The organism is Nocardia aurantiaca (genome assembly GCF_009708175.1).
Lineage (GTDB): Bacteria > Actinomycetota > Actinomycetes > Mycobacteriales > Mycobacteriaceae > Nocardia > Nocardia aurantiaca.
The window spans coordinates 56165-75741 of sequence record NZ_WMBB01000001.1 but is presented as its reverse complement, the minus strand read 5'-3'; the positions used below and the strand labels follow the sequence as shown (position 1 = coordinate 75741).

The window sequence follows — 19577 nt, the reverse complement described above, 5'->3', positions numbered from 1 at the left end:
GGGCCGGCCCAAACCCGGAAAAACGTGTGGGGCCGAGGTTTTGCCTCGGCCCCACACGCTCGACTGCTGTTCTGGGCAGCCAGGCTGCCTGTCGAGCCCCCTGTCAGGATTGAACTGACGACCTTCGCTTTACAAGAGCGGTGCTCTACCACTGAGCTAAGGAGGCGGGTGAAGCGGTTGCCATCATAACGGGCCAAGTTGACCGTGCAACACCGGGTTTCCGGTGTCGTGCGGCCCCCTGAATGATCCTCCGACAATATCGGTGGCGTCCACGGAGTGAGGTGAGGCAAAGGCTGTGACGCGGTGTTTGTCGAGCCGGCGGCGCTATTGCGTGTGGGATGCCGCTGTGGCCGAATGCGGGTGAGGCCCGAGTACGCGGCCACCAAGGGCATTATCTCCGTGATTGCTCGGCCGAAGCTCGAGGCCGTACTTGCGCCGTCTGTGGCATCGCGAGCGAATGGTGCGAACGGCCGCTCGCATTCGTCCTCGACCACATTGACGGCGATCCCATTCACGACCGACGGGAGAACCTGCGGCTCATCTGCCCGAACTCCGACTCTCAACTACCGGCGTACAAGAGCCGGAACCGAGGCAACGGTAGGCACTCTCGGCGTGAGAGATACGCAAGCGGGCAGTCGTACCGACCGAGGACCGCTACGGCTCGGTGAGCCCAGGCACAGAAGGCCACCGTCCCGTTCGGAGGGGATACTGCACAACGGACCGGAACGCGGCCGGGCGACGCTTGTGGCGTCGCCCGGCCGCGTTCAGAAGCCGTTCGCGCAGTATCGGACTAACCGCAGGGTGTCAGGACTGAGCCGCCTGACGAGCCGCGTCGTCCGCCGCCATGGCGTCACGCAGGCTCTTCGGACGCATATCGGTCCAGTTCTTCTCGACGTACTCGACGCACGCGGCGCGGCTGTCCTCGCCGAACACGACTCGCCAACCCGCCGGAACCTCGGCGAAGGCCGGCCACAGGGAGTGCTGTTCCTCATCGTTGACCAGGACGAAGAACCGGCCGTCTTCATCATCGAAGGGATTGGTGCTCATTTCACCTCACTGGATACTGGCGCTGTGTACGGGGACGTAGACGGATCGTCCAGCCACCGAAGTGTACGGAACGACCCCCGACGTTGATTCGACCCTAGCAAGGCAGGTGTTACCGCTGGGCGGTTACCTGCACTTCATTCAGGCAACGAAGAATTCGAGGAGGATCTTGTTGACGGCCTCCGGTTGTTCCAGGTAGCCGAAGTGTCCAGCGTCGGGGACCTCCTGGTAGCGGGCTCCAGGAATGATATCGGCGACTTCGCGCGAAAGGTAGGGCGGGATCATCCGGTCGTCCGAGAAGCCCACGGACAGGCAGGGCACGGTGATGGCCTTGTAGGCGGCCGTGCGGTCGAAGTCGTGGTCCATGCGTCGCTGAGCCCGCACTCCGGGCGAAACCGGGCCGCCGGTGAACTCGAACAGGTCGAGCCAGTCGCGGGCGGCGTGCGGGTCGGCCATGGTGGCCGGGGACAGGTTCATGATGGCCGACATGGCGGCCTCGTACTTGGCGGGCAACTGCACGCCGGAGGCGTCGAGTTCGTGCTCGCCGAGCGACAGCGTCTTCTGGAACTGGTCGAGCCGGGCGTGTCCGGCCATGAACACGGCCTTGCGCACCAGGTCCGGCCGGGCGAGCGCGAGTTCCTGCGCCACCCGAGCGCCCATGGACTGCCCGACCACCAATGCCGGTCCCTCGTCGAGGAATTCGATGAGGGCGGCGGTGTCGCGCACCAGGTCGTCGATGGTGATCCCGTTCGGCGATTCGAAAGACGGTGCGATGCCGCGATTGTCGAAGGTGCAGACTCGGTACCCGGCGGCCACCAGCGCGGGCACCTGGTGCAGTTCCCACACCCGCCCCCCGCTGCCGGTGCCCATGATCATGACTACCAGCGGCGCGGACCCCTTGACGTCGGTGCCCTTGGACCTATCTCCCTTGACCTGGTAGTTCAGCGAGATTCCGTTCACCGTCGCCAACGGCATGCTTGCGACCCCTTCATCGACTCGTATGGTTCGTTCACCGTATAGGTACCCAGGACCGGAACGTTTCGCTCATGCCGACGACACGGCTCGCCGTTTCGACCGCCGACCGGTGAGCATTGCGGTTAGGGCTCGCAATGCACGCAGCGGACGGCCGCGACTTTCCTGGCAGATACGATGGACTTCTCGCACCGAGCAGACTTCCCCGAGAGGATATGAGATGGCCGCGAAGACCGGCGCAAACGACATCGCGGACGACGATCTGGAGCCGCTCGCCGACGAAACCGCTCGTCAGGCCCAGCGTGTGGTGGCCGCCTACGCCACCGACGCCGACGAATGCCGCATGCTGTTGTCCATGCTGGGCATCGGTCCGACGCGAGGCGAATGACCCGTGCACCCGGATAGCTCCGGCTCCGGTTTCGTCGTCGTCGCCAACCGGCTTCCGGTCGACCTGGAGCGACTACCCGATGGGACCACCCGCTGGAAGCGCAGCCCCGGCGGCCTGGTGACCGCGCTGGAACCGGTGTTGCGCAATAACAAGGGCGCCTGGGTCGGCTGGGCCGGCGTGCCCGATGTGGATCTGGATCCGATCGTCGAGGACGGTCTGGAACTGCATCCGGTGCCGCTGTCGGGCGATGAGGTCGCCGACTACTACGAGGGCTTCTCCAACGCGACGCTGTGGCCGCTGTATCACGACGTGATCGTGCGGCCGGTCTACGACCGCCAGTGGTGGCAGGCGTATGTGCAGGTGAACCGCCGCTTCGCCGAGTACACCGCCAAGGTGGCCGCCGAGGGCGCGACGGTGTGGGTGCAGGACTACCAGCTGCAGCTGGTGCCCAAGATGCTGCGCATGCTGCGCCCGGACCTGACCATCGGCTTCTTCCTGCACATTCCGTTCCCGCCGGTGGAACTGTTCATGCAGATGCCGTGGCGCACCGAAATCGTCGAGGGCCTGCTGGGCGCCGACCTGATCGGCTTCCACCTGCCCGGCGGCGCGCAGAATTTCCTGTACCTGGCCAGAAGGCTGGCGGGACAGCCGACTTCGCGCGGTAATGTGGGTGTCCGCTCGAAACTCGGTGTGGTGCAGGTGGGTTTCCGCACCGTGCGGGTGGGCGCATTCCCGATCTCGATCACCTCCACGGAGCTGGACGAGTACTCGCGCCGCCGCAGCGTGCGGGAGCGTGCCGCGAAAATCCGTGCGGAGCTGGGCAATCCGAAGACGATCCTGCTGGGTGTGGACCGCCTGGACTACACCAAGGGCATCGACATCCGGCTGGCCGCGCTGGAGGAACTCCTGCACGACGGTCGGGTCGATCCGGCGGACACGGTGATGGTGCAGCTGGCCACGCCGAGCCGCGAGCGAGTCGAGTCCTACAAGCAGATGCGCGGCGATATCGAGCGCCAGGTGGGTCGGATCAATGGCGAGTTCTCCCGGGTGGGCTATCCGGTGGTGCATTACCTGCACCGCCCGATCCCGCGCGACGAGCTCATCGCGTTCTTCGTGGCCGCCGACGTCATGGTGGTGACCCCGCTGCGCGACGGCATGAACCTGGTCGCCAAGGAGTACGTGGCCTGCCAGGGCAGCCTCAACGGCGCGCTGGTGCTGAGCGAATTCACCGGTGCGGCGGCGGAATTGCGGCAGGCCTACCTGTGCAACCCGCATGACCTCGACAGCGTCAAGGACGCCCTGATCGGCGCGATCGACGACGACCGCGACACCCGTCGCCGCCGCATGCGCTCCCTGCGGCGTCAGGTTCTCTCCCATGACGTCGACCGCTGGGCGCGCGCCTTCCTCGACGCCCTGGCCACCGACCGGGTGGCGGGCAGCGCACTGCTGTCCGACGACGATGTGGATCCGGACGTGAGCCGCTGAACCGGCCCAAACACGAACGCCCCCTGGATCTTCCAGGGGGCGTTCGCCGTGTGTGCGCTAAGCGTCCTCGAACCGGTAGGTGACCTCGGTGAGCCGTTCGGACTCTGCCCACAACTTCGCCGCCAGCTCCGGATCGCGGGCCTGCTCCCCCGCCTGGTTCTCGACCGGATACCCCTTGCTGACACCGCTGGGCCCGAAGAACTCCCCGCCGCGCACACCGGGATCGGTGGCCGCGCGCAGCGCCGGCAGCGCCCCCATCTCGACGGTCTGCATGAAGACCCGGAACACCCACCGTATCTGCGGCCGCGACAGGAAAGCCACCGCGGGACCGAGATTCTGGGCGAAGTCCGACTCCGCCGCCCCCGGATGCACCCCGACCGAGATCAGCCTGGACCCGGTCCCGTTGAGCCGCCGCTGCAGCTCGAACGCGAACAGCGCATTGGCCAACTTGGACTGGGCGTAAACCGCCAGCGCCTTGTACTTGCGTCGCTCGTAGAACAGGTCGTCGAGCTCGAACGAGGTCCCCCGCTGCGACGGCGAACCACTCGAGACCGTCACCACTCGCCCCTGCGGCGCGGCCTGCAGCAGATCCAGCACCAGCCCGGTGAACGCGAACGGCCCCAAATGATTTGTCGCGAAGGTGGTCTCGAACCCATCCGCCGTCACCGACCGCTCCCGGTTCAACGTCCCCGCATTGTTCACCAGCAGATCGATCCGGTCGAAGTCGTCGTGCAGCCGTACCGCGGCCTTGCGCACCGACTCCTGCGATGCCAGATCCAGCTCGACGAACGGCAATTCGGCATCGGGCGCACTCCCTCGGATGACTTCGGCTGCCGCCGCGGCCTTCTCGGCATTCCTGCAGGCCAGCACCACCTGGGCCCCGTGCTCGGCCAGCCGCCGCGCGGTCTCCAGCCCAAGCCCCGCGCTGGCCCCCGTGACAATCGCGGTGCGACCGTGGAGATCCGGTATGTTGTCGGCGGTCCACGGCGTCGTTGAGCTACCCACGGTTCGATCCTGACTACTCAGATCTAGTAATTTCCGCCAGGGAGCCTAGATCGAGTTGTACGCGGGTACCAGCCGCGTCGCGAATCTCACTGCGGGACCGGCCGTCCCGCTCGTCAGGCCGCCGCCAGGACCATACGATCGGCCCACCGGGGCGATAGGGTGCCGAGAGCCCGCAGGATTCCGGCGAAGCGTGGATACACTGCGACCGGTCTGGTCCGGATCGCCGTCACCAGCCACTCCGCGGCCTCTTCCGGTGTCAGCGCGGGCAATCCTCTGTAGTTTTCGGTGCCACCGATCATGGGTGTCTGTACCAGCGGATAATGCACCGCGGTCACCGTGATTCCACGGCCGCTCAATTCGGTATCCAAGCTGCGACCGAACGCGACCAGCGCGGCCTTCGACCCGCCGTAGGCCGAGAACTTGGGCATCGTCCCGATCTGCACGCCGGCCGTGCCGACATTCACGATGTGCCCTCCCCCGCTCGCCAGCATCGTCGGCAGCAGGCGGAGCGTGAGCGCGATGGCGCCGAAGTAATTGACCGCCATCGTGCGCTCGAAATCGTGTAGGAGCCGCGAGTTCTCGGGCAGCTCGTCCGCATGGCGCCCCAACGTCTCGACCACGCTGCGACGAATCGAACGACCGGCGTTATTGATCAAGACGTCGACACCGCCCCACTCAGCGATCAACCGCTCGGAGAGACCGGCGACCGCGGCCTCGTCGGTCAGGTCGCACGCGATGGCCGCGGCCCGGCCGCCTGTCCGGACGATCTCGTCGCAGAGTTCCTGCAGCTCCGCGGATCTGCGGGCCACGACGACCACGTCGGCTCCGAGTCCCGCCAACCGCAGCGCCGTCGCCCGGCCGATTCCGGACGACCCACCGGTGATCAGGATTCGCCGGCCCGCGATCTCGGTGACCTGTGCCGCGGCTCGCCCCGGCCGACGCCCGCGGTGACTGCGCGCCTCGAAGAGCCACCGGACGATTCCGGATTGGATCGCCGGCGCCCAGGGGCCGAATCGTCCTTCGTTCACCCACGCCATGAGCGCGCGGTACCTGTCGAGACTCACTACGACCTCAATTCCCCACTTACCCAATACCATCGGCCACTCAGTGTGTGCTGTCGAACGAGTCGAGAAAACGCCGATTCATCATTCGATCCTTCTGCCGGGGCGCCACCAATCCCCAGGTCTCCCACAGCGCCGCCTTCGTCATCGTGATTCGTTTGGGGCGGTCGACCAGTGCCTTCAGAATCTGGCCGGCGGCCCATTCGGGTGTTCGAACCTTGAAGGCCCGGTAATCGTTCGGAGCGATCATCGGCGTATCGACGAGCGGCATATGGACGGTGGTGAAGGTGATGCCGTCGGCGAGCGTTTCCGCCGCCGCGACCTCCGAGAACTTGTTCAGAGCCGCCTTGCTGGCCAGATACGCCGAGAATCGCGGCACACCCGCCTGTACGGCACCGGTGCTGACGTTGACGATGTGCCCGAATCGGCGTTCCCGCATCTGCGGCAAGAAGGCCAACGTCATTCGCAATGCACCGAAGTAGTTGACCGCCATGGTGCGTTCGAAGTCGTGCAGGCGTTCGGTCGACAGATGCAGTGGTCGCCGAATCGACCTGCCGGCATTGTTGACCAGCATGTCGACCTTGCCGTGCTCGTCGAGAATCGCCTTGACGACGAGTTCGACCGATTCGGAATCGGTGATGTCGCACTGATAACCGTACGAGTCGCCGCCGCCGTCTCGAATGTTGCCGACCACCTGCTCGAGTTCGGGGCCGCGGCGCGCGATCAGCAGCACGGTGGCGCCTTCGGCCGCCGCGGCCAGCGCCGTGGCCCGGCCGATGCCCGACGAGCCGCCGGTGATCAGGACATGCCGCCCGGACAGCGCACCGCCGTGCCGCTCCACGCTGTCGGGAGCCGACTGCGATGAGGTGGCGGCGACGTCACGAATGCCGGCCGGACGAGCCCCGTCGCCATCGATCCAGTTGATCCAGGCAGCGGCGGCCGGCCAGGTGACGTTGACCGCACCGCTGCCGGCCACCAAACCGAAATGGCTTGCCACGGCCTCGATTTCGTACACCCTCGCCTGCCGCGCCGACCGGCCGATCGCACGCACCGCCGTCGGGGTGCCGATGGTGTCGTACTTGCCGGCGATGGCGAGGATCGGGCAGGTCAGAGCCGACAGCGTGACAAGGCGGTCGCGAAGTACGAAACTGCCCGACAGCAGACTGTTGTCCGCCACGAACTGCCGCAGCAGGTCCGCGATGGCCGGACCCGGATACCCGACCCATCCATCCTTCGCGAGAAAGCGCCGCCGGCGCTCATCGGGCAGCAATGCCTCGCGGTCGTGCAATTGTCGGAGAAATGCGAGTCGCCGCTGCGCATTTCCCACCGGGTCCAGCAATTTGAACCACATGCGCAGGGTCCGGTCGCTGACACGCATCCGGCTGACGACCCGGTCGGCCAGGAAGTCGGCGGTCCGCACCAGCACCTCCGGTGACACCCGCCACGGCAGCCCCGCCGAGTCGGTGTCGACCGGACTGCCGCAGGTGATGATGCCGGCCACCCCCGTGCCACGCCGGTAGGCAGCGGCTTGATAGGCGAACATGCCACCCTGCGACCAGCCGAGCAGGTGCACGTCACGGCCGGTCACCCGACTCACCGTGTCGATGGCATCGCTGACCGCCAATACATGGTCGGCGATGTCTCGCTGCCAGCCGCCTTCCTCGTGTGCCGGCGAGCCGAAGTCGATCACCCACGGGTCGACACCGGCCGCGCCGAGCATCGCCACCGCGCCATCTTCGGCATCGAGATCGTAGAGATCCGCCGTCAGCATGAGGGCCGGGATCATCAGCACCGCAGGGCGATTCGCCGTGTCCGAGCTCTCAGGAACGGAATAACGACGCAACCGATACATCGGCCGCCGTTCCACCACTTCGTATGGAGTCGGCTCGTTGCCGCCGCGCAGTTTCCCATAACGGACGATTTCGAGGCCATTACGCATGGCCGCCAGAGCCTTCGATGCGCGCAGATCGGATTTCTGCGCATCAAAAATAGAAAGCATTGCCACCCCCAGATTTTGGAACCGGCAAGGAAATGCCGCCACCGCAATCCAGAGTCGTAGATAGAACATGTTCCAAGCAACACATAGTGACGTACATCACGGCCGATCGCTCACCTTGCCGACGAACTCACGGGATGGTGTAATCAAACGCGCAGTGGCCCTGCGGTTTTCATTACCCGCCCGTACCAGGCCTCGATGCATCCCTCACATCGCCAGCCCATTCCGAGCCGCTGCAATTCACCAGTTCAACTGTGGCTCGAAAGGCAATCGACCGCAATGTATCTGACTCAATCCCTGCATCGCGCACTACAACAGACACCCGACCTGCCGATGACGATCTCCGGGGACCGGACACGGACGACTCGGGAGGTATTCCACCGAGTCTCTCGACTCGCCAGTGTGTTTCGAGAACTCGGCGTCCAGACCGGGGACCGGGTCGCCATCCTCGCGCGGAATTCCGATCGTTACCATGAGACGTTCCTGGCCGCGTGGTGGTGCGGCGCCGTCGTCAATCCACTCAATATCCGCTGGAGTGCGGGCGAAATCGCGCATGCGCTTCGTGACGCGGAGCCTCGGGTGCTACTGGTCGACGACACCACCGCGGACACCGCGGCCGAAGTCCTCACCGCCCACCGGCGCCATGTCGTGTACTGCGGAGATGGCGCGGCGCCGACGGGTATGTCGAGCTACGAAGAGGGCATCGGCGCAGCTCGACCGGTCGCGGATATGCGGATCGGCGAGCAAACACCGGCATCGCTGTTGTACACCAGTGGCACCACCGGGTCGGCCAAGGGCGTGCTGATGACTCATCGAAATCTGATGACATCGGCGATCAGTCATGACACCGCCTTCGCGGGCGGCACCTCACTGCTCACCGCGCCCATGTTCCATATCGCGGCGCTGTCGTGCTGGCTGACTCAGCTCTATCTGGGCGGCACCGTGGTATTCCTGCCCTCGTTCGATCCGCCCGCGGTGCTGCGAGCGATCGAACAGCACCGGGTCACCAGCCTGACCCTCGTCCCGACCATGCTGCGAATGCTGCTCGACCACCCTGGCTTCGACGCGTTCGACACCAGCAGCCTGTGGGCTCTCGGCTACGGCGCCGCTCCGATCACACCGGACCTGCTGGAGCGATCCGCGAAGGCCTTTCCCACCGCGGGATTCGTCCAGGGTTACGGCACCACCGAAACAGCGATCGTTACCGCATTGACCCGCAACGATCACCGCGTGGGCGGGCGACGACTGCGCTCGGCCGGGCGCGCGGTACCGCAGTGCGAGGCGCGCATTGTGGATCCCGCCGGGAATGAACTTCCACGCGGCCGGGTCGGGGAGCTCGCCGTGCGCGGCGACGGCGTCATGCGGGGTTACTTCAATCGCCCGGCGGAGACCGCGGAAGTGCTACGGGAGAACTGGTTTCACACCGGCGATGCGGCATCCATGGACGACGACGGCTTCATCTACATCGTGGACCGCATCAAGGACATGATCATCACCGGTGGCGAGAACGTCTACTCCGGTGAGGTGGAGGCTGCCCTGGCCACCCATCCGGCCGTGTCATCGTGCGCCGTGATCGGCCTACCTGACGACCTGTGGGGCGAACGGGTGCACGCGTTCGTGGTACCGCGGCCCACCATGCCGGTCACTCCCGATGAACTCAGGAACCATGTGGCGGTGCGGCTGGCCGGCTACAAGGTACCGCGCGGAATCGACTTCATCGACGCCCTGCCGATCTCCGCGAGCGGAAAGGTCCTCAAACACCGGTTGCGCGAACTGTCTTCGCGCCGATGACCGCACACGGCGGATTCCGGCCCGCCCGGTCCCGCAGATCGCGGTTGACGGACCATCGAATCCACGCGTGTAGAACGTGTTACATTTCTGTGGCTTCGGCGGCCGAACAGGGCCGCGGGGCCAGGCAGGGGAGGATGTCGTGAAGTCGGGGTGGGGACGAATCGCGGTCGCGAGCGCCGCAATGCTGGCAGGCCTGATGGTGCCGGGGAACGCGAATGCCGATACCGGCTCGGCCTGCCGCGATATGGATATCCCGGTCACGGTGGCCGGGTCCGCGTACACCGTGTACGGCCGGCTCTGCAACCCCGACGCCGGTCCGTCGGCCACCCTGCAGGTGCTGGTGCACGGCCTCATTTATGACCATTTCTATTGGGATCCACCAGAATTCGACAAGCGCTATTCCTACGTGCGGCGTGCCGCCGCGGAGGGATACTCCACCCTCGCCATCGACCGCATCGGCTCCGGCCGCAGCGCCCGCCCGGCGGGGACCGATGTCACGGCGCTGTCCAATGCGGACGTCCTCCACCAGATCGTCCAGGCGGCACGCCGCGGCGACTTGGTGAACCCCTGGTCGCGAATCGTCACCGTCGGCCATTCCTTCGGAACCGTCGTGACCGAACTGGAGGCGGCGACCTATCGCGATGTCGACGGAATCATCGGCACCGGTTGGATGAATATGCCCGGACTGCTCCCGTCCACCGAACTGCTGGCACGACACACGTCGGCGAATTACGCGGACGGACAACCGATCCCGCCCGGCTATCTGACGATGCGGCCCGGCGGCATGGCGATCTTCTACCAACCGGACAATGTCGACCCGGAGGTCCTCGCCGCGGATGATCGGCGTCGTGGGACCGACACGGTCGGCGAAATCGCGACGCCCACCACGGTGACACTCGCGCAGATCATGAATCCTATTGCGGTGCCGACACTTCTGGTGGTCGGCGAGCACGATTGGCTCTTCTGCACCCCGCCCGAGCATCGATCGTGTGACGCGGCGACCGTGCGGGAGACGCAGCGGATGTACTTCAGCCCCCAAGCGGTGCCCAGTACGTACGTTCAGGCCGGCGCGGGCCACAGCATCGCGCATGAGCTGAACGGCGTCGATGGATTCGATGCCATGATCGAGTGGCTCGGTGAACATGGATTCGATCGCTGATGTGAAGGGCTCCGATCAGCCCGCGTGGGCGGTGTGCCCGATCGAGGTCCCGCAACAAAGGAACGCGCGTGGCCGAGGGCCGCGCGCGTTCTGGGGAGGGATCGAGGGGACCGGGCTCAGATCGGGTTGACGTCCGATACGAGCCAGCGGCCATCGCTGTCGTCCAGCTTCACACGCAGCCGACTCGCGTCGTAGGTGCCCTTGGACGGATCCTTGCCCGCGCTCTTCTGGTTCAGGTAGACCATGACCTCGACGTGCTTCGAATCCGCCTTGATCACACCGGTTTCCACGGCGGTGGCTTCGACGACGAGTTCCTTCTCCTTCGCGGCGGGCGCGAGGACGGTATTGGTGACCTTCATCCAGTCGTTGCGGAAGGTCGAGGTCATGTCGTCGCACACCTTGGGCATGGTGGTGTCGATGGTCCGGAAGTTGTAGCCGAACATGCCCTCCACGGTCCGCTTGGCCACCACGACGGACCGCTCGCGGGCCTTGTCGACGTGGCTGTCCTGCCAGTAGCCGTAGCCGATCCAGCCGCCGACGCCGAGGGCGGCGGCGAATACGACGAGGGCAGAGACCATGAGTATCAGATCGCGCCGGCGCTTGCTCATACCGTCATCTCCATTCCGGTCGCGGTGATGCCCTTGTCGTCCCGGGACAGCGTCACCTTGAATCGGTACTGCCGCTGCTGCGGTCCGTCCACGCCCGCATTGGTGAGCGTCTGCTTGACCGCGACGAGCACGATCGCGGAGTGGTCGTCGGAAGACTGCAGAGCGGCCTCGACGACCTCGCCCTTGGCCCGGACCTGAGCCTTCTGCACGATGCCCGCGTAGTCGTCCTTACGGTCGGTGTACTCCTTCTGGAGATCGCCGGAGGTCACCGCGAGCACCCGGTTGATGTCGTCCTGGGCGGTGTCTGCGCTGATATTGGTGATGTTGAGCATGGCCTGTTTGGCGGCCTGCACGTAGTCCGCGCGCAGCGCGTCCTGATCGGAGAGCGTGCTGCGCTGGTGCGCGGCCCATACGGTGCCACCCACCACGACCACGGCGAGCACCAGGGCGGCGACCGCGACGACTCGCATCCAGAGGCTGCCACCGTCGGCCGAAGCGACTGCGGGCGCTTCGGATTCGGGAGCAGCGGTCACGGCGTCCTCGGCGGACTCCTGCGGGGAGTCCGACGGCTTCGCGTCCGCGGTGGGGACGTCGCCCCACCCGGTCACCTCCACCGGCGCCGAGTCGTCGGCCGACTCCGCGTTCGGCGCGATGACGCCGCCATCCGCCTGTACGGCTTCGGCAGCGCCCACCTTGTCCGGTGCGGGCACGGTGGCCTCGAACGCCGGTGCGGCGGTCCCCTTCTCCTCCGGCGGGGGCCCTTCCGAGCGCACAGCCCGCCGTCGTGTCCGGTTTCTCACCACACTCGAATCGCTCATTTCACCTGCTCCTGGACCATTGCTGTCAAAGTAGCCGGGACTACCCCGGAACCCTTGCTGTCGATGTTCGCCTGACGATACGTGCGTCCGTCCGGTCCGAGGAATTCACCCGTGCGCGGATCGTACGGCTGGGTCTGGACGGATGCGGGCTGGGCCTCGGTGGATGCGCTGGACGGGGTGGTGTAGGAGCTCGGCGCAGTGCCGCTGGTCGGGTTCCCGTCCTTGTCCACCGGATTCGGCTTACCGAACGGCGGGTTGTCGCCCTCGGGCACGTAACCCTCGCTGTCACGGCACAATTCGGGCGTGGGCGCGCGCTTGCCGGGAACCTCCATGCACGGCGTATTGCGAATACCGCGGACCGCCTGCGGGGCGTTCTGGGAAACCTTGCAGTACAAACCCTTCGGGGTGTCCGGGTGGTCCAGCAACGCCGGCGAGCGGCGCTGGTCCGGGGTGAGGAACCCGGTCGTGCAGCCCTGTGGATCATTGACGCTGACCATGAAGTCCACCATCGCGCCGTACTCGGTGGGCCCGCCGGTCGCGACGGTCAGCAGACCCGCGATGAGCGGCGGAAAGATCACGAGCAGCTGCTCGATGCCGGGGTTGTAGGTGTAGCCGACCTGGCCGACGCTCACCAGATTGCGCGCGAGCAACGGCAGCGTGGGCTTCAGATCCTGGAAGAGCTGGGTCGCCCGAGAGACCGCACCCGGCGTCTTCTCGACGACGTTGCGCAGTGCGGGATCATGCTCGCGCAGCTGGTCGGTGACCGTCGCCAGATCCTTGGTCCAGCCGCGGATGGCGTCGTCGGACTTGACCTGCGTGTCCAGCAGTGGGCCGATCTTCTCGATCAGGTCCTTGGTGGCGTCGGTGTTGTTCTTCGCCTCCTGCACCAGCAGGGTCGCGGAGTCGAGGAAGCGCTGCAGGTCCGGTCCCGCGCCGTTGAACGCGGTGAAGGCGTCGTCGATGACCTGCTTCAGCTTGGTGTCGGCGACACTGTTCAGCAGCCGGTCGGTCTGATCGAGCAGGCTGCCGACATCCTGCGGGAGCTTGGTGCGCTCGACCGGGATCACCGAACCGTCGGACAGATTGCCGCCCTTGGGATTATCGACCGGAACCAGATCGACGTACTGCTCACCCACCGCGGACACGCTGCGCACCCAGGCGTCGACGTCCTGCGGGATCTTGTAATCGCTGTCGATGGACAGCTTCGCGTCCACGCCGGCCGGGGTCAGGATGACGTCTTGCACCTTGCCGACATTGGTGCCGCGGTAGGCGACGTTGGCGTGCTCGTACAGCCCGCCGGTGGCCGGCAGCCGCACGGTCACGCCGTAGCGCCCGATGCCGAACATGGCCGGCACCTTGACGTAATAGCCACCCATCACCGTGATGCCGATGACCGTCAGCACGGAGAAGATGATCAGCTGGACCTTGACGAAGCGAGTGAGTTTCATCGTCACTTCCCTTGCGGCACGGTGAGACCCGGAATCGCGGGCAGACCTGGAATCTGCCCGATCCCGGGAATGCTCGGCATCGGCGCGGGCGTATCCGGATGGGGCTGGAACGGAGCGTTCTTGGGGTCAACCGGATCGCCCGGCGTGCCGCCCAATTGGCCGAGTGCGCCCTCCACCCCCGCGTAGCGGGGACCGAACGGGGTGTCGGTGAGGAAGTTCTTGGCCAGGCGCGCCGCGGTGAGATCGAAGGTGATCTTCACATTGAGATAGTCGCCCTTGACGGCGCCATCCATCTGGTGCATGGGGAACGGGAAGGTCAGCAGAATGTTCAGCGCGCTGGTGAGGTTGCTGCCGGTATTCGCGACCTGCTCCAGCACGGGCCAGAGATTGGCCAGGTTGGCCTTCAGGTCGGAGCCGCCCTGCTGAATGATCTTGTCCACCGCGTCGCTCAGACCACCGAGGGCGGTGAGCGTCTTGGTGATGTTCTCGCGCCGGTCGGCCAGCACGGTCAGCGCCGGGTGGAGGTGGTCGATGGCGTTGGCCACTTGATCCTTCTGCTGGGCGAGGATACCGGAGAACCGGTCCAGGCCGCCCATGGCGGCAATGATGTCCTTGGTCTGGTTGTCCAGGGTGCCGACGAGCGTGTTCAGCTGCGGCAGCAGATCCCGGATCGCGTCGGTGCGCCCGGAAAGCGCCTTGTCGAGTTCACCGGTGATGTTCTCGAGCTGGCTGATGCCGCCACCATTGAGCACCACCGACAGCGAGGACAACGTCTGCTCGGTGGTCGGGTAGGCGCCCGCCCGCTCCAGCGGAATGGTGTCTCCGCCCTTCAATTCACCTTGCGCCGCCACATCTGTCGGCATGGCGAGTTCGACATGGTTGCTGCCGAGCAGCGAAGTCTGCCCGATCTTGGCGACGGCGTTGGCGGGCAGCTTCACGCCCTTGTCCAGGCTGACGGTAACCAGCGCATGCCAGCCCTCCACCTCGATTCCGGTGACCGTGCCCACGGTGACGTCGTTGACCATGACCGGCGAATTGCGGGTCAGCGTGGTGACATTCGGCATCTGGATCTTCACCTGCCACGCCCCCTCGCCGGTACCGGCGGCGCCGGGCATGGACAGCGAGTTCAGGCCGTCCCACTCACATCCGGTGGCGCCCAAAGCGATCGCGATCCCGATCGCCAGGCCCGCCACCTGTTTGCGGCCGCGAATGGTTTTCATCAGTTGCCTCCCGGGAGCGCCAGATCGGCGAGGCTCTTGGGTACGGTGACCTGGGCATTGGCCCGGGCTTCGAGTTCCGGTGTGCTGTATTTGATCTGATCCGGGCGGGCGCCCGCGGTAGTGGCCGTGCTGAGCATGAACGGCACGTAGTTCATGGCCAGGTTCTGGAACACCGGACCCAGGATCTGAGCACAGAGATTCGCGCTCTTGTCCGAGTCGTTGTCCTGCAGCGCGGCGACCGAACCACACAGGAAGCTCATGGGATCGGCCATATTGGTGAGCACGGGGTAGCCGGTCACCGAACCGGTCGCGGGCTTGTAAATCTGGTAGAAGTTCGTCAGCGCGGTTGGGCCGGCGTGCAGCACCTGCTCGAGCTGGGGCCGCTTGTCCACCAGCAGCTGGGTCACATCGGCCATCCGCTGCAAGCTGTCGGTCAGCGCGCCGCCACGTGCCTCGATGAACCGGCGCACGTCCGAGACCGCGCCATCCAGATTGTCCAGTGCCGCACCGAGATCGGTCGACACACCCGCCAGCACCGAGGACACCGACGCCAGCCGCCCGCCGAACTGCACGATCTGGTCGTTGCTGTGCGACAGCGCGTCGACGAACACCTGCAGGTTGCGAATGGTGGCGAAAAGGTCGGTGCGGCCGTCGGAGAGCGTGGTCAGCGCCCCGGACAGCTCCTTGAGCGCATTGCGGAACGCCTGGCCGTTGCCATCGAGATTGTTGGCGGCGGTATCGACGAACCGCCCGAACGAACCCTGCTGGTCTTGCCCGACCGGTCCGAGAGTGGTTGCCAGCTTGTTCAGTTCGGCCTTGATGTCATCCCATTCGACCGGGATGGCGGTGTGCTCGATCGGTATGGTCCCGCCGTCCTTCAGCTTCGGTCCACCGGTATAGGCGGGCGCGAGCTGAATGAAGCGGGCGGAAACCAGTGACGGGGAGACGAGCACGGCCTTGGCGTCGGCGGGGATGTCGATACCGCGGTCCAGCGTCATCTTGACCGTGACCCGGTCCTTGCCAGGCTCCACCGAATCGATCCTGCCGACCTTCACGCCGAGAACCCGCACCTCATCACTGGCGTACAAGCCACTGGTGGACGGGAAATACGCGGTGATCTTCGTCTTGCCGATCCGGCTCACGGCCGAATAGCCGACGGCGACGACGATGGCCACGAGCGCCACCACCGCCACGGTTCGCGCCCAGCGGGGCAGTGTTCCAACTTTGCGCAGTGCGTTCATTTGCCCGGCTCCGTCTGTGCCGGGGTAATAACCGGCGGGAAGTCTTTCAGGTAGTGCTGCAGATCGGTGGGCAGATGGTCCGGCCACACCATGGAGTCGACCAGCATCTGGACATAGCTCGAGTTGGCGTTGACGATGTACGCCTGGAAGTAGGGGCCGCTGCCGACCTGCTCACCCAGCGCGCCCGCGTAGGGCCCGAGGGCATCGAGCGCGTCGGAGAGGTTCTGCTTGTTCTTCTGCAGTACCCCGAGAACCGAATTCAGCTTGTCCAGTGTGGGTTTGAGCTGCGCCTCGTTGTCGTTGACGAACCCGGTGAGCTGCTGGGCCAGATTGTTGACGTAGGTGATGAGCTGGCCCAGCGCGGTCTTGCGCGCGTCGAGTTCACCCAACAGGCTGTTGCCGTCCACCAGCAGCGAATTGATCTCCGAGGCGCGATCCGACAGCACCTTCGTCACGCCCTGCGCCTTGCTGAGCAGATCGGTCAGCGCCTGATCACGCGTATTGATGCTGCGCGACAGCGCGGTGATGCCGTCGAGCGCGGAACGCAGTGGTGCGGGAGTGTCCTTGAAGGTGTCCGACAGCGCGTCCAGGGTCTTGTTGACCTGGTCCATGTCCAAGCCCTTGACAGTATTGGACAGATCGCCGAGCGCATCGTTCAGCGAGTACGGGGACGTGGTGCGCTCCAACGGAATCGTGGACTGCCCGCGCAGCGTGCCCTCGCCGGCCGGCGTGACCTCGAGCGACTTGCGGCCCAGCACCGTATTGGTCTTGATCGCCGCGGAGGACTTGTTCCCCAACGGAATCGCTTCATCGAGCGTGAACCGCACCTTGACCTTGGCGCCGTCCAGCTCGACCTCTTCCACCCGGCCCGACTTCACACCGGCGACCTGGACCTGGTCGCCCGGCAAAAGGCCGCCCGCGTCGGCGAACAGCGCCGAGTATTCGGCGCCGGATCGCACGAAGGGAAGCCGATCGAATTGCAGTGACGCCAGCGAGACGGTCGAGGCGAGCACGATACCGATGATGCCGACATTGATCAAAGGCGAACGTTCGGTCACTTGCTGCACCTTCCGGTCGTCTGGCCACCGGGCAGTTTGACATGCATCGGCTTACCGTCCGGACCGTCCACGATCAGGTCGGTCGGACAGGCGTAGATGTTCAGGAACGAACCATACGAACCGATGCGCACCAGCTTCTTGTAGGCGTCGGGCAGGTTCTCGATGATCCACTGCAGTTCGTCGGTGTTGTCGTCCAGCAGGCCGGCGGTCCGGCCGAGCTGATCGAAGGTGGCCTTCAGATCGGGCCGTGCCGTCCGCAGCAGATCGGTGAGATCACCGGTGGCGCCGGATATCCGCGGGATGGCGTCGCCGATCGGATCCTTGTCCGCGGCCAGACCGCTGACCAGCCGCTGCAATTCGTCCAGGGTGCTGCCGAACGCCTGGTTGCGATCATCGATGGTGGACAGCACCGTCTTCAGGTTATCGATCACGCTGCCGATCAGGGCGTCCTTGTCCGCCAAGGTCTTTCCGAACGAGCCCGAGCTGTTGAGCAGCGCTACCAGCGTGCCGCCCTGGCCCTGGAAGACCTGCAGCAGCGCGTTGGTCAGGTCGTTGACCTGACCAGGATCCAGGCCACGCAGCAGCGGCTTGAACCCGCCCAGCAGCATGTCCAGATCCAGCGCGGGCTTGGTCTGCTCGACCGGGATGGTGCCGTCCTTGCCGAGAGACTGTGCGGTACCGGGTCCTTCGAGCAGTTCCAGATAGCGGTCGCCGACGAGATTCTCGTACCGGATCGTCGCCTGGGTGCTGGTGTAGAGCCGGTATTTGCGATCCACATCGAAGTCGACGTGCGCCAGCTTGTCCTTGCCCACGTACACCCGGCTCACCGAGCCGACCGGCACGCCCGCGATGCGCACCTTCGATCCGGGCAGCATGCCCGACGAGCTGGTGAACACCGCGTGGTAGCCGTTCTCACGGGCGAAACGCATCTGGGAGAAGATCACCCCGAGCATGGCCAGCACGAGCACCATGACGAGGGCGAACAGACCGAGCTTGACGGTGACCGCGCGTGGTTTGAACCTCACTTACTTCCCCCCCGACAGTCCGGGCATGCCCGCGTACAGCAACTGGAAGACGGTGGCGTTGAAGTGCGGGTTGGTCTCCGGATGCCACACCTCGCCCTCGGAGGTATCGGTGACCAGGTAGTCGGCATTGGTGCCGGGCACATGGTCCAGAACGCCCTCACAGTGCGGGCCACCGCTGGCATTCACCTTCGGCAGATCCTCCGGGTACTTGTATGGGGTGCCGCCGGGCATGATGCTGGCGTTCATATTGACTGCCGGGTACCGGCCACCGAACTCATCGGAGACGATCGACATATTCGAGCCGAGGCCCACGATGGTGCAGTAGATCGCCGACTTGTATTTGTCGAGCAGTGCGGTGGTCGGATTCAGCAGCCGCAGTGCCTCCACGAGCGGCGAACCGGTCTCGTTCAGGATCGGGGTGGTGGTGTCCGACAGACCGATCAGATCGGTGAGCATCGCGTCGATCCGCTGCTGCTCGTCCACGATGGTCTTACCGGTGACCACCGCATTGTCGGTGGTGCGCAACAGATCCGGCACGGTGTCGGCATAGGTGCCGCTGACGATCGTGGTCTTCTGCAGATCGGTCTGCAGGGTTGGCAGTGACGGATTGATCTGCTGCAGGAAGGTGTCGGCGTCGGCCATCGCCTGGCCGAGCTTGTCGCCGCGGCCCTGCAGCGCGGTGCCGAGCGCCGTGAGCGTCGCGTTCAGCTTCTCCGGCTGCACCTTCGCGAGCACGTCGTTGAGGTGCTGGAAGATGGTGTTGAACTCCACCGTCACCGATTGCGCCCGCACGGTCGTGCCGGGCCGCAGCGAGTCGGTCGAAGGATGTTCCGGGGCAACGAAATTGATGTACTTCGCGCCGAACACGGTGGTCGAGCTGATGTCCACGGTGGCGTTGGCCGGAACCAGCCGCAGCTTGTCGGGGTCGAGGGCGAGCTCGATCCGTGCGCTGCCGTCGGCGGCGTCGCTGATGGACTTGACCCGTCCGATTTCGACGCCACGGATCTTCACCTTGGCATCCCGGTCCATGACCAGACCGGCGCGGGGCGCCGCGACGGTCACCTTGACGGTGTCCTGGAAACCACCCGCGAACATGATCAGGCAGATCGCGACGGCCGCGACCACACCGAGCACCAGCCCGGCGCCGGCCAGGCGAATCACCCACCCCTGTTCGAGGTATCGCTTGGGCTTTGGATTTTCGACGAACGGCGAGCCGATCGGGCTCGTCGGACCGCCCTGTTGTTGCACCATGTCCCGC

18 protein-coding genes and 1 tRNA gene are annotated in these 19577 nt (G+C 65.5%); 5 read left to right on the top strand and 14 right to left on the bottom strand.

What is annotated here, in order from left to right:
- Positions 1–94 precede the first annotated feature (94 nt).
- Positions 95–166 (bottom strand) — tRNA-Thr (locus GLP40_RS00360).
- Between the two features lie 172 nt (positions 167–338).
- Between GLP40_RS00360 and GLP40_RS33480 the strand changes: the two genes are divergently transcribed.
- Positions 339–668 carry an HNH endonuclease gene (locus tag GLP40_RS33480; protein WP_230329132.1) on the top strand — a complete coding sequence of 110 codons (330 nt, stop codon included), beginning with the start codon at positions 339–341 and terminating at the stop codon, positions 666–668.
- 136 nt (positions 669–804) lie between these two features.
- Here the strand turns inward: GLP40_RS33480 and GLP40_RS00355 are convergent, their stop codons facing one another.
- Positions 805–1047, bottom strand: coding sequence for an MbtH family protein (locus GLP40_RS00355; RefSeq protein WP_019931522.1), 243 nt, complete (start codon positions 1045–1047; stop codon positions 805–807).
- A 138-nt stretch (positions 1048–1185) separates the two neighbouring features.
- The gene (locus tag GLP40_RS00350) at positions 1186–2019 is read right to left on the bottom strand and encodes an alpha/beta fold hydrolase (RefSeq protein ID WP_154785816.1); all 834 of its coding nucleotides are present in this window, start codon (positions 2017–2019) and stop codon (positions 1186–1188) included.
- A gap of 217 nt (positions 2020–2236) precedes the next feature.
- Here GLP40_RS00350 and GLP40_RS33125 point away from each other — a divergent pair, with 217 nt between their 5' ends.
- Entirely contained in the window at positions 2237–2404 is a 168-nt protein-coding gene (locus tag GLP40_RS33125) for a hypothetical protein (protein WP_162958162.1), read from the top strand.
- 3 nt (positions 2405–2407) lie between these two features.
- Positions 2408–3889 carry an alpha,alpha-trehalose-phosphate synthase (UDP-forming) gene (locus tag GLP40_RS00345; protein ID WP_328289504.1) on the top strand — a complete coding sequence of 494 codons (1482 nt, stop codon included), beginning with the start codon at positions 2408–2410 and terminating at the stop codon, positions 3887–3889.
- A 57-nt stretch (positions 3890–3946) separates the two neighbouring features.
- On the opposite strand, the gene GLP40_RS00340 is transcribed toward GLP40_RS00345, so the two are convergent.
- The 3 genes from GLP40_RS00340 to GLP40_RS00330 all read right to left on the bottom strand — a co-directional run bounded on the left by GLP40_RS00340 (position 3947) and on the right by GLP40_RS00330 (position 7954).
- Positions 3947–4894 carry an oxidoreductase gene (locus GLP40_RS00340; protein WP_328289503.1) on the bottom strand — a complete coding sequence of 316 codons (948 nt, stop codon included), beginning with the start codon at positions 4892–4894 and terminating at the stop codon, positions 3947–3949.
- 113 nt (positions 4895–5007) lie between these two features.
- The gene (locus tag GLP40_RS00335) at positions 5008–5958 is read right to left on the bottom strand and encodes an SDR family NAD(P)-dependent oxidoreductase (RefSeq protein ID WP_328289502.1); all 951 of its coding nucleotides are present in this window, start codon (positions 5956–5958) and stop codon (positions 5008–5010) included.
- A 40-nt stretch (positions 5959–5998) separates the two neighbouring features.
- Positions 5999–7954, bottom strand: a complete 1956-nt coding sequence (locus tag GLP40_RS00330) for an SDR family NAD(P)-dependent oxidoreductase (protein WP_230329165.1) — start codon at positions 7952–7954, stop codon at positions 5999–6001.
- Positions 7955–8230: 276 nt separating this feature from the next.
- On the opposite strand from GLP40_RS00330, the gene GLP40_RS00325 reads away from it, so the two are divergent.
- Together GLP40_RS00325 and GLP40_RS00320 are read left to right on the top strand one after the other, a co-directional pair.
- Positions 8231–9742, top strand: a complete 1512-nt coding sequence (locus GLP40_RS00325; RefSeq protein WP_154785813.1) for a class I adenylate-forming enzyme family protein — start codon at positions 8231–8233, stop codon at positions 9740–9742.
- A gap of 139 nt (positions 9743–9881) precedes the next feature.
- Positions 9882–10901 (top strand): alpha/beta hydrolase, encoded by a 1020-nt coding sequence (locus GLP40_RS00320; RefSeq protein WP_154785812.1) that lies wholly within the window; start codon positions 9882–9884, stop codon positions 10899–10901.
- Positions 10902–11017: 116 nt separating this feature from the next.
- On the opposite strand, the gene GLP40_RS00315 is transcribed toward GLP40_RS00320, so the two are convergent.
- The 8 genes from GLP40_RS00315 to GLP40_RS00280 are packed head-to-tail and all read right to left on the bottom strand — an operon-like array spanning position 11018 to position 19570.
- On the bottom strand, positions 11018–11509 hold the full coding sequence (locus GLP40_RS00315) for a h domain protein (protein ID WP_154785811.1): 492 nt from the start codon (positions 11507–11509) through the stop codon (positions 11018–11020).
- Positions 11506–12327, bottom strand: a complete 822-nt coding sequence (locus GLP40_RS00310) for a hypothetical protein (protein WP_154785810.1) — start codon at positions 12325–12327, stop codon at positions 11506–11508. Before GLP40_RS00310 ends, GLP40_RS00315 begins: the two co-directional genes overlap by 4 nt.
- Entirely contained in the window at positions 12324–13775 is a 1452-nt protein-coding gene (locus tag GLP40_RS00305; protein ID WP_154785809.1) for an MCE family protein, read from the bottom strand. The genes GLP40_RS00310 and GLP40_RS00305 overlap by 4 nt, the downstream gene beginning before the upstream one ends.
- Before the next feature lie 2 nt (positions 13776–13777).
- Positions 13778–14995, bottom strand: a complete 1218-nt coding sequence (locus tag GLP40_RS00300) for an MCE family protein (RefSeq protein ID WP_154785808.1) — start codon at positions 14993–14995, stop codon at positions 13778–13780.
- Positions 14995–16236, bottom strand: a complete 1242-nt coding sequence (locus GLP40_RS00295) for an MCE family protein (RefSeq protein WP_154785807.1) — start codon at positions 16234–16236, stop codon at positions 14995–14997. Before GLP40_RS00295 ends, GLP40_RS00300 begins: the two co-directional genes overlap by 1 nt.
- The gene (locus GLP40_RS00290) at positions 16233–17294 is read right to left on the bottom strand and encodes an MCE family protein (RefSeq protein WP_328289501.1); all 1062 of its coding nucleotides are present in this window, start codon (positions 17292–17294) and stop codon (positions 16233–16235) included. Before GLP40_RS00290 ends, GLP40_RS00295 begins: the two co-directional genes overlap by 4 nt.
- Positions 17291–18319, bottom strand: a complete 1029-nt coding sequence (locus tag GLP40_RS00285) for an MCE family protein (protein ID WP_328289500.1) — start codon at positions 18317–18319, stop codon at positions 17291–17293. Before GLP40_RS00285 ends, GLP40_RS00290 begins: the two co-directional genes overlap by 4 nt.
- Positions 18320–19570 (bottom strand): MCE family protein, encoded by a 1251-nt coding sequence (locus tag GLP40_RS00280; RefSeq protein ID WP_154785806.1) that lies wholly within the window; start codon positions 19568–19570, stop codon positions 18320–18322. It lies immediately after the preceding gene.
- Positions 19571–19577: the final 7 nt, after the last annotated feature.

Excerpts from the sequence above, each read along its gene's own strand:
- GLP40_RS33480 (WP_230329132.1), top strand. The coding sequence starts at position 339 with ATGCCGCTGTGGCCGAATGCGGGTGAGGCCCGAGTACGCGGCCACCAA.
- GLP40_RS00355 (WP_019931522.1), bottom strand. The coding sequence starts at position 1,047 with ATGAGCACCAATCCCTTCGATGATGAAGACGGCCGGTTCTTCGTCCTG.
- GLP40_RS00350 (WP_154785816.1), bottom strand. The coding sequence starts at position 2,019 with ATGCCGTTGGCGACGGTGAACGGAATCTCGCTGAACTACCAGGTCAAG.
- GLP40_RS33125 (WP_162958162.1), top strand. The coding sequence starts at position 2,237 with ATGGCCGCGAAGACCGGCGCAAACGACATCGCGGACGACGATCTGGAG.
- GLP40_RS00330 (WP_230329165.1), bottom strand. The coding sequence starts at position 7,954 with ATGCTTTCTATTTTTGATGCGCAGAAATCCGATCTGCGCGCATCGAAG.
- GLP40_RS00325 (WP_154785813.1), top strand. The coding sequence starts at position 8,231 with ATGTATCTGACTCAATCCCTGCATCGCGCACTACAACAGACACCCGAC.
- GLP40_RS00315 (WP_154785811.1), bottom strand. The coding sequence starts at position 11,509 with ATGAGCAAGCGCCGGCGCGATCTGATACTCATGGTCTCTGCCCTCGTC.
- GLP40_RS00310 (WP_154785810.1), bottom strand. The coding sequence starts at position 12,327 with ATGAGCGATTCGAGTGTGGTGAGAAACCGGACACGACGGCGGGCTGTG.
- GLP40_RS00305 (WP_154785809.1), bottom strand. The coding sequence starts at position 13,775 with ATGAAACTCACTCGCTTCGTCAAGGTCCAGCTGATCATCTTCTCCGTG.
- GLP40_RS00300 (WP_154785808.1), bottom strand. The coding sequence starts at position 14,995 with ATGAAAACCATTCGCGGCCGCAAACAGGTGGCGGGCCTGGCGATCGGG.
- GLP40_RS00295 (WP_154785807.1), bottom strand. The coding sequence starts at position 16,236 with ATGAACGCACTGCGCAAAGTTGGAACACTGCCCCGCTGGGCGCGAACC.
- GLP40_RS00280 (WP_154785806.1), bottom strand. The coding sequence starts at position 19,570 with ATGGTGCAACAACAGGGCGGTCCGACGAGCCCGATCGGCTCGCCGTTC.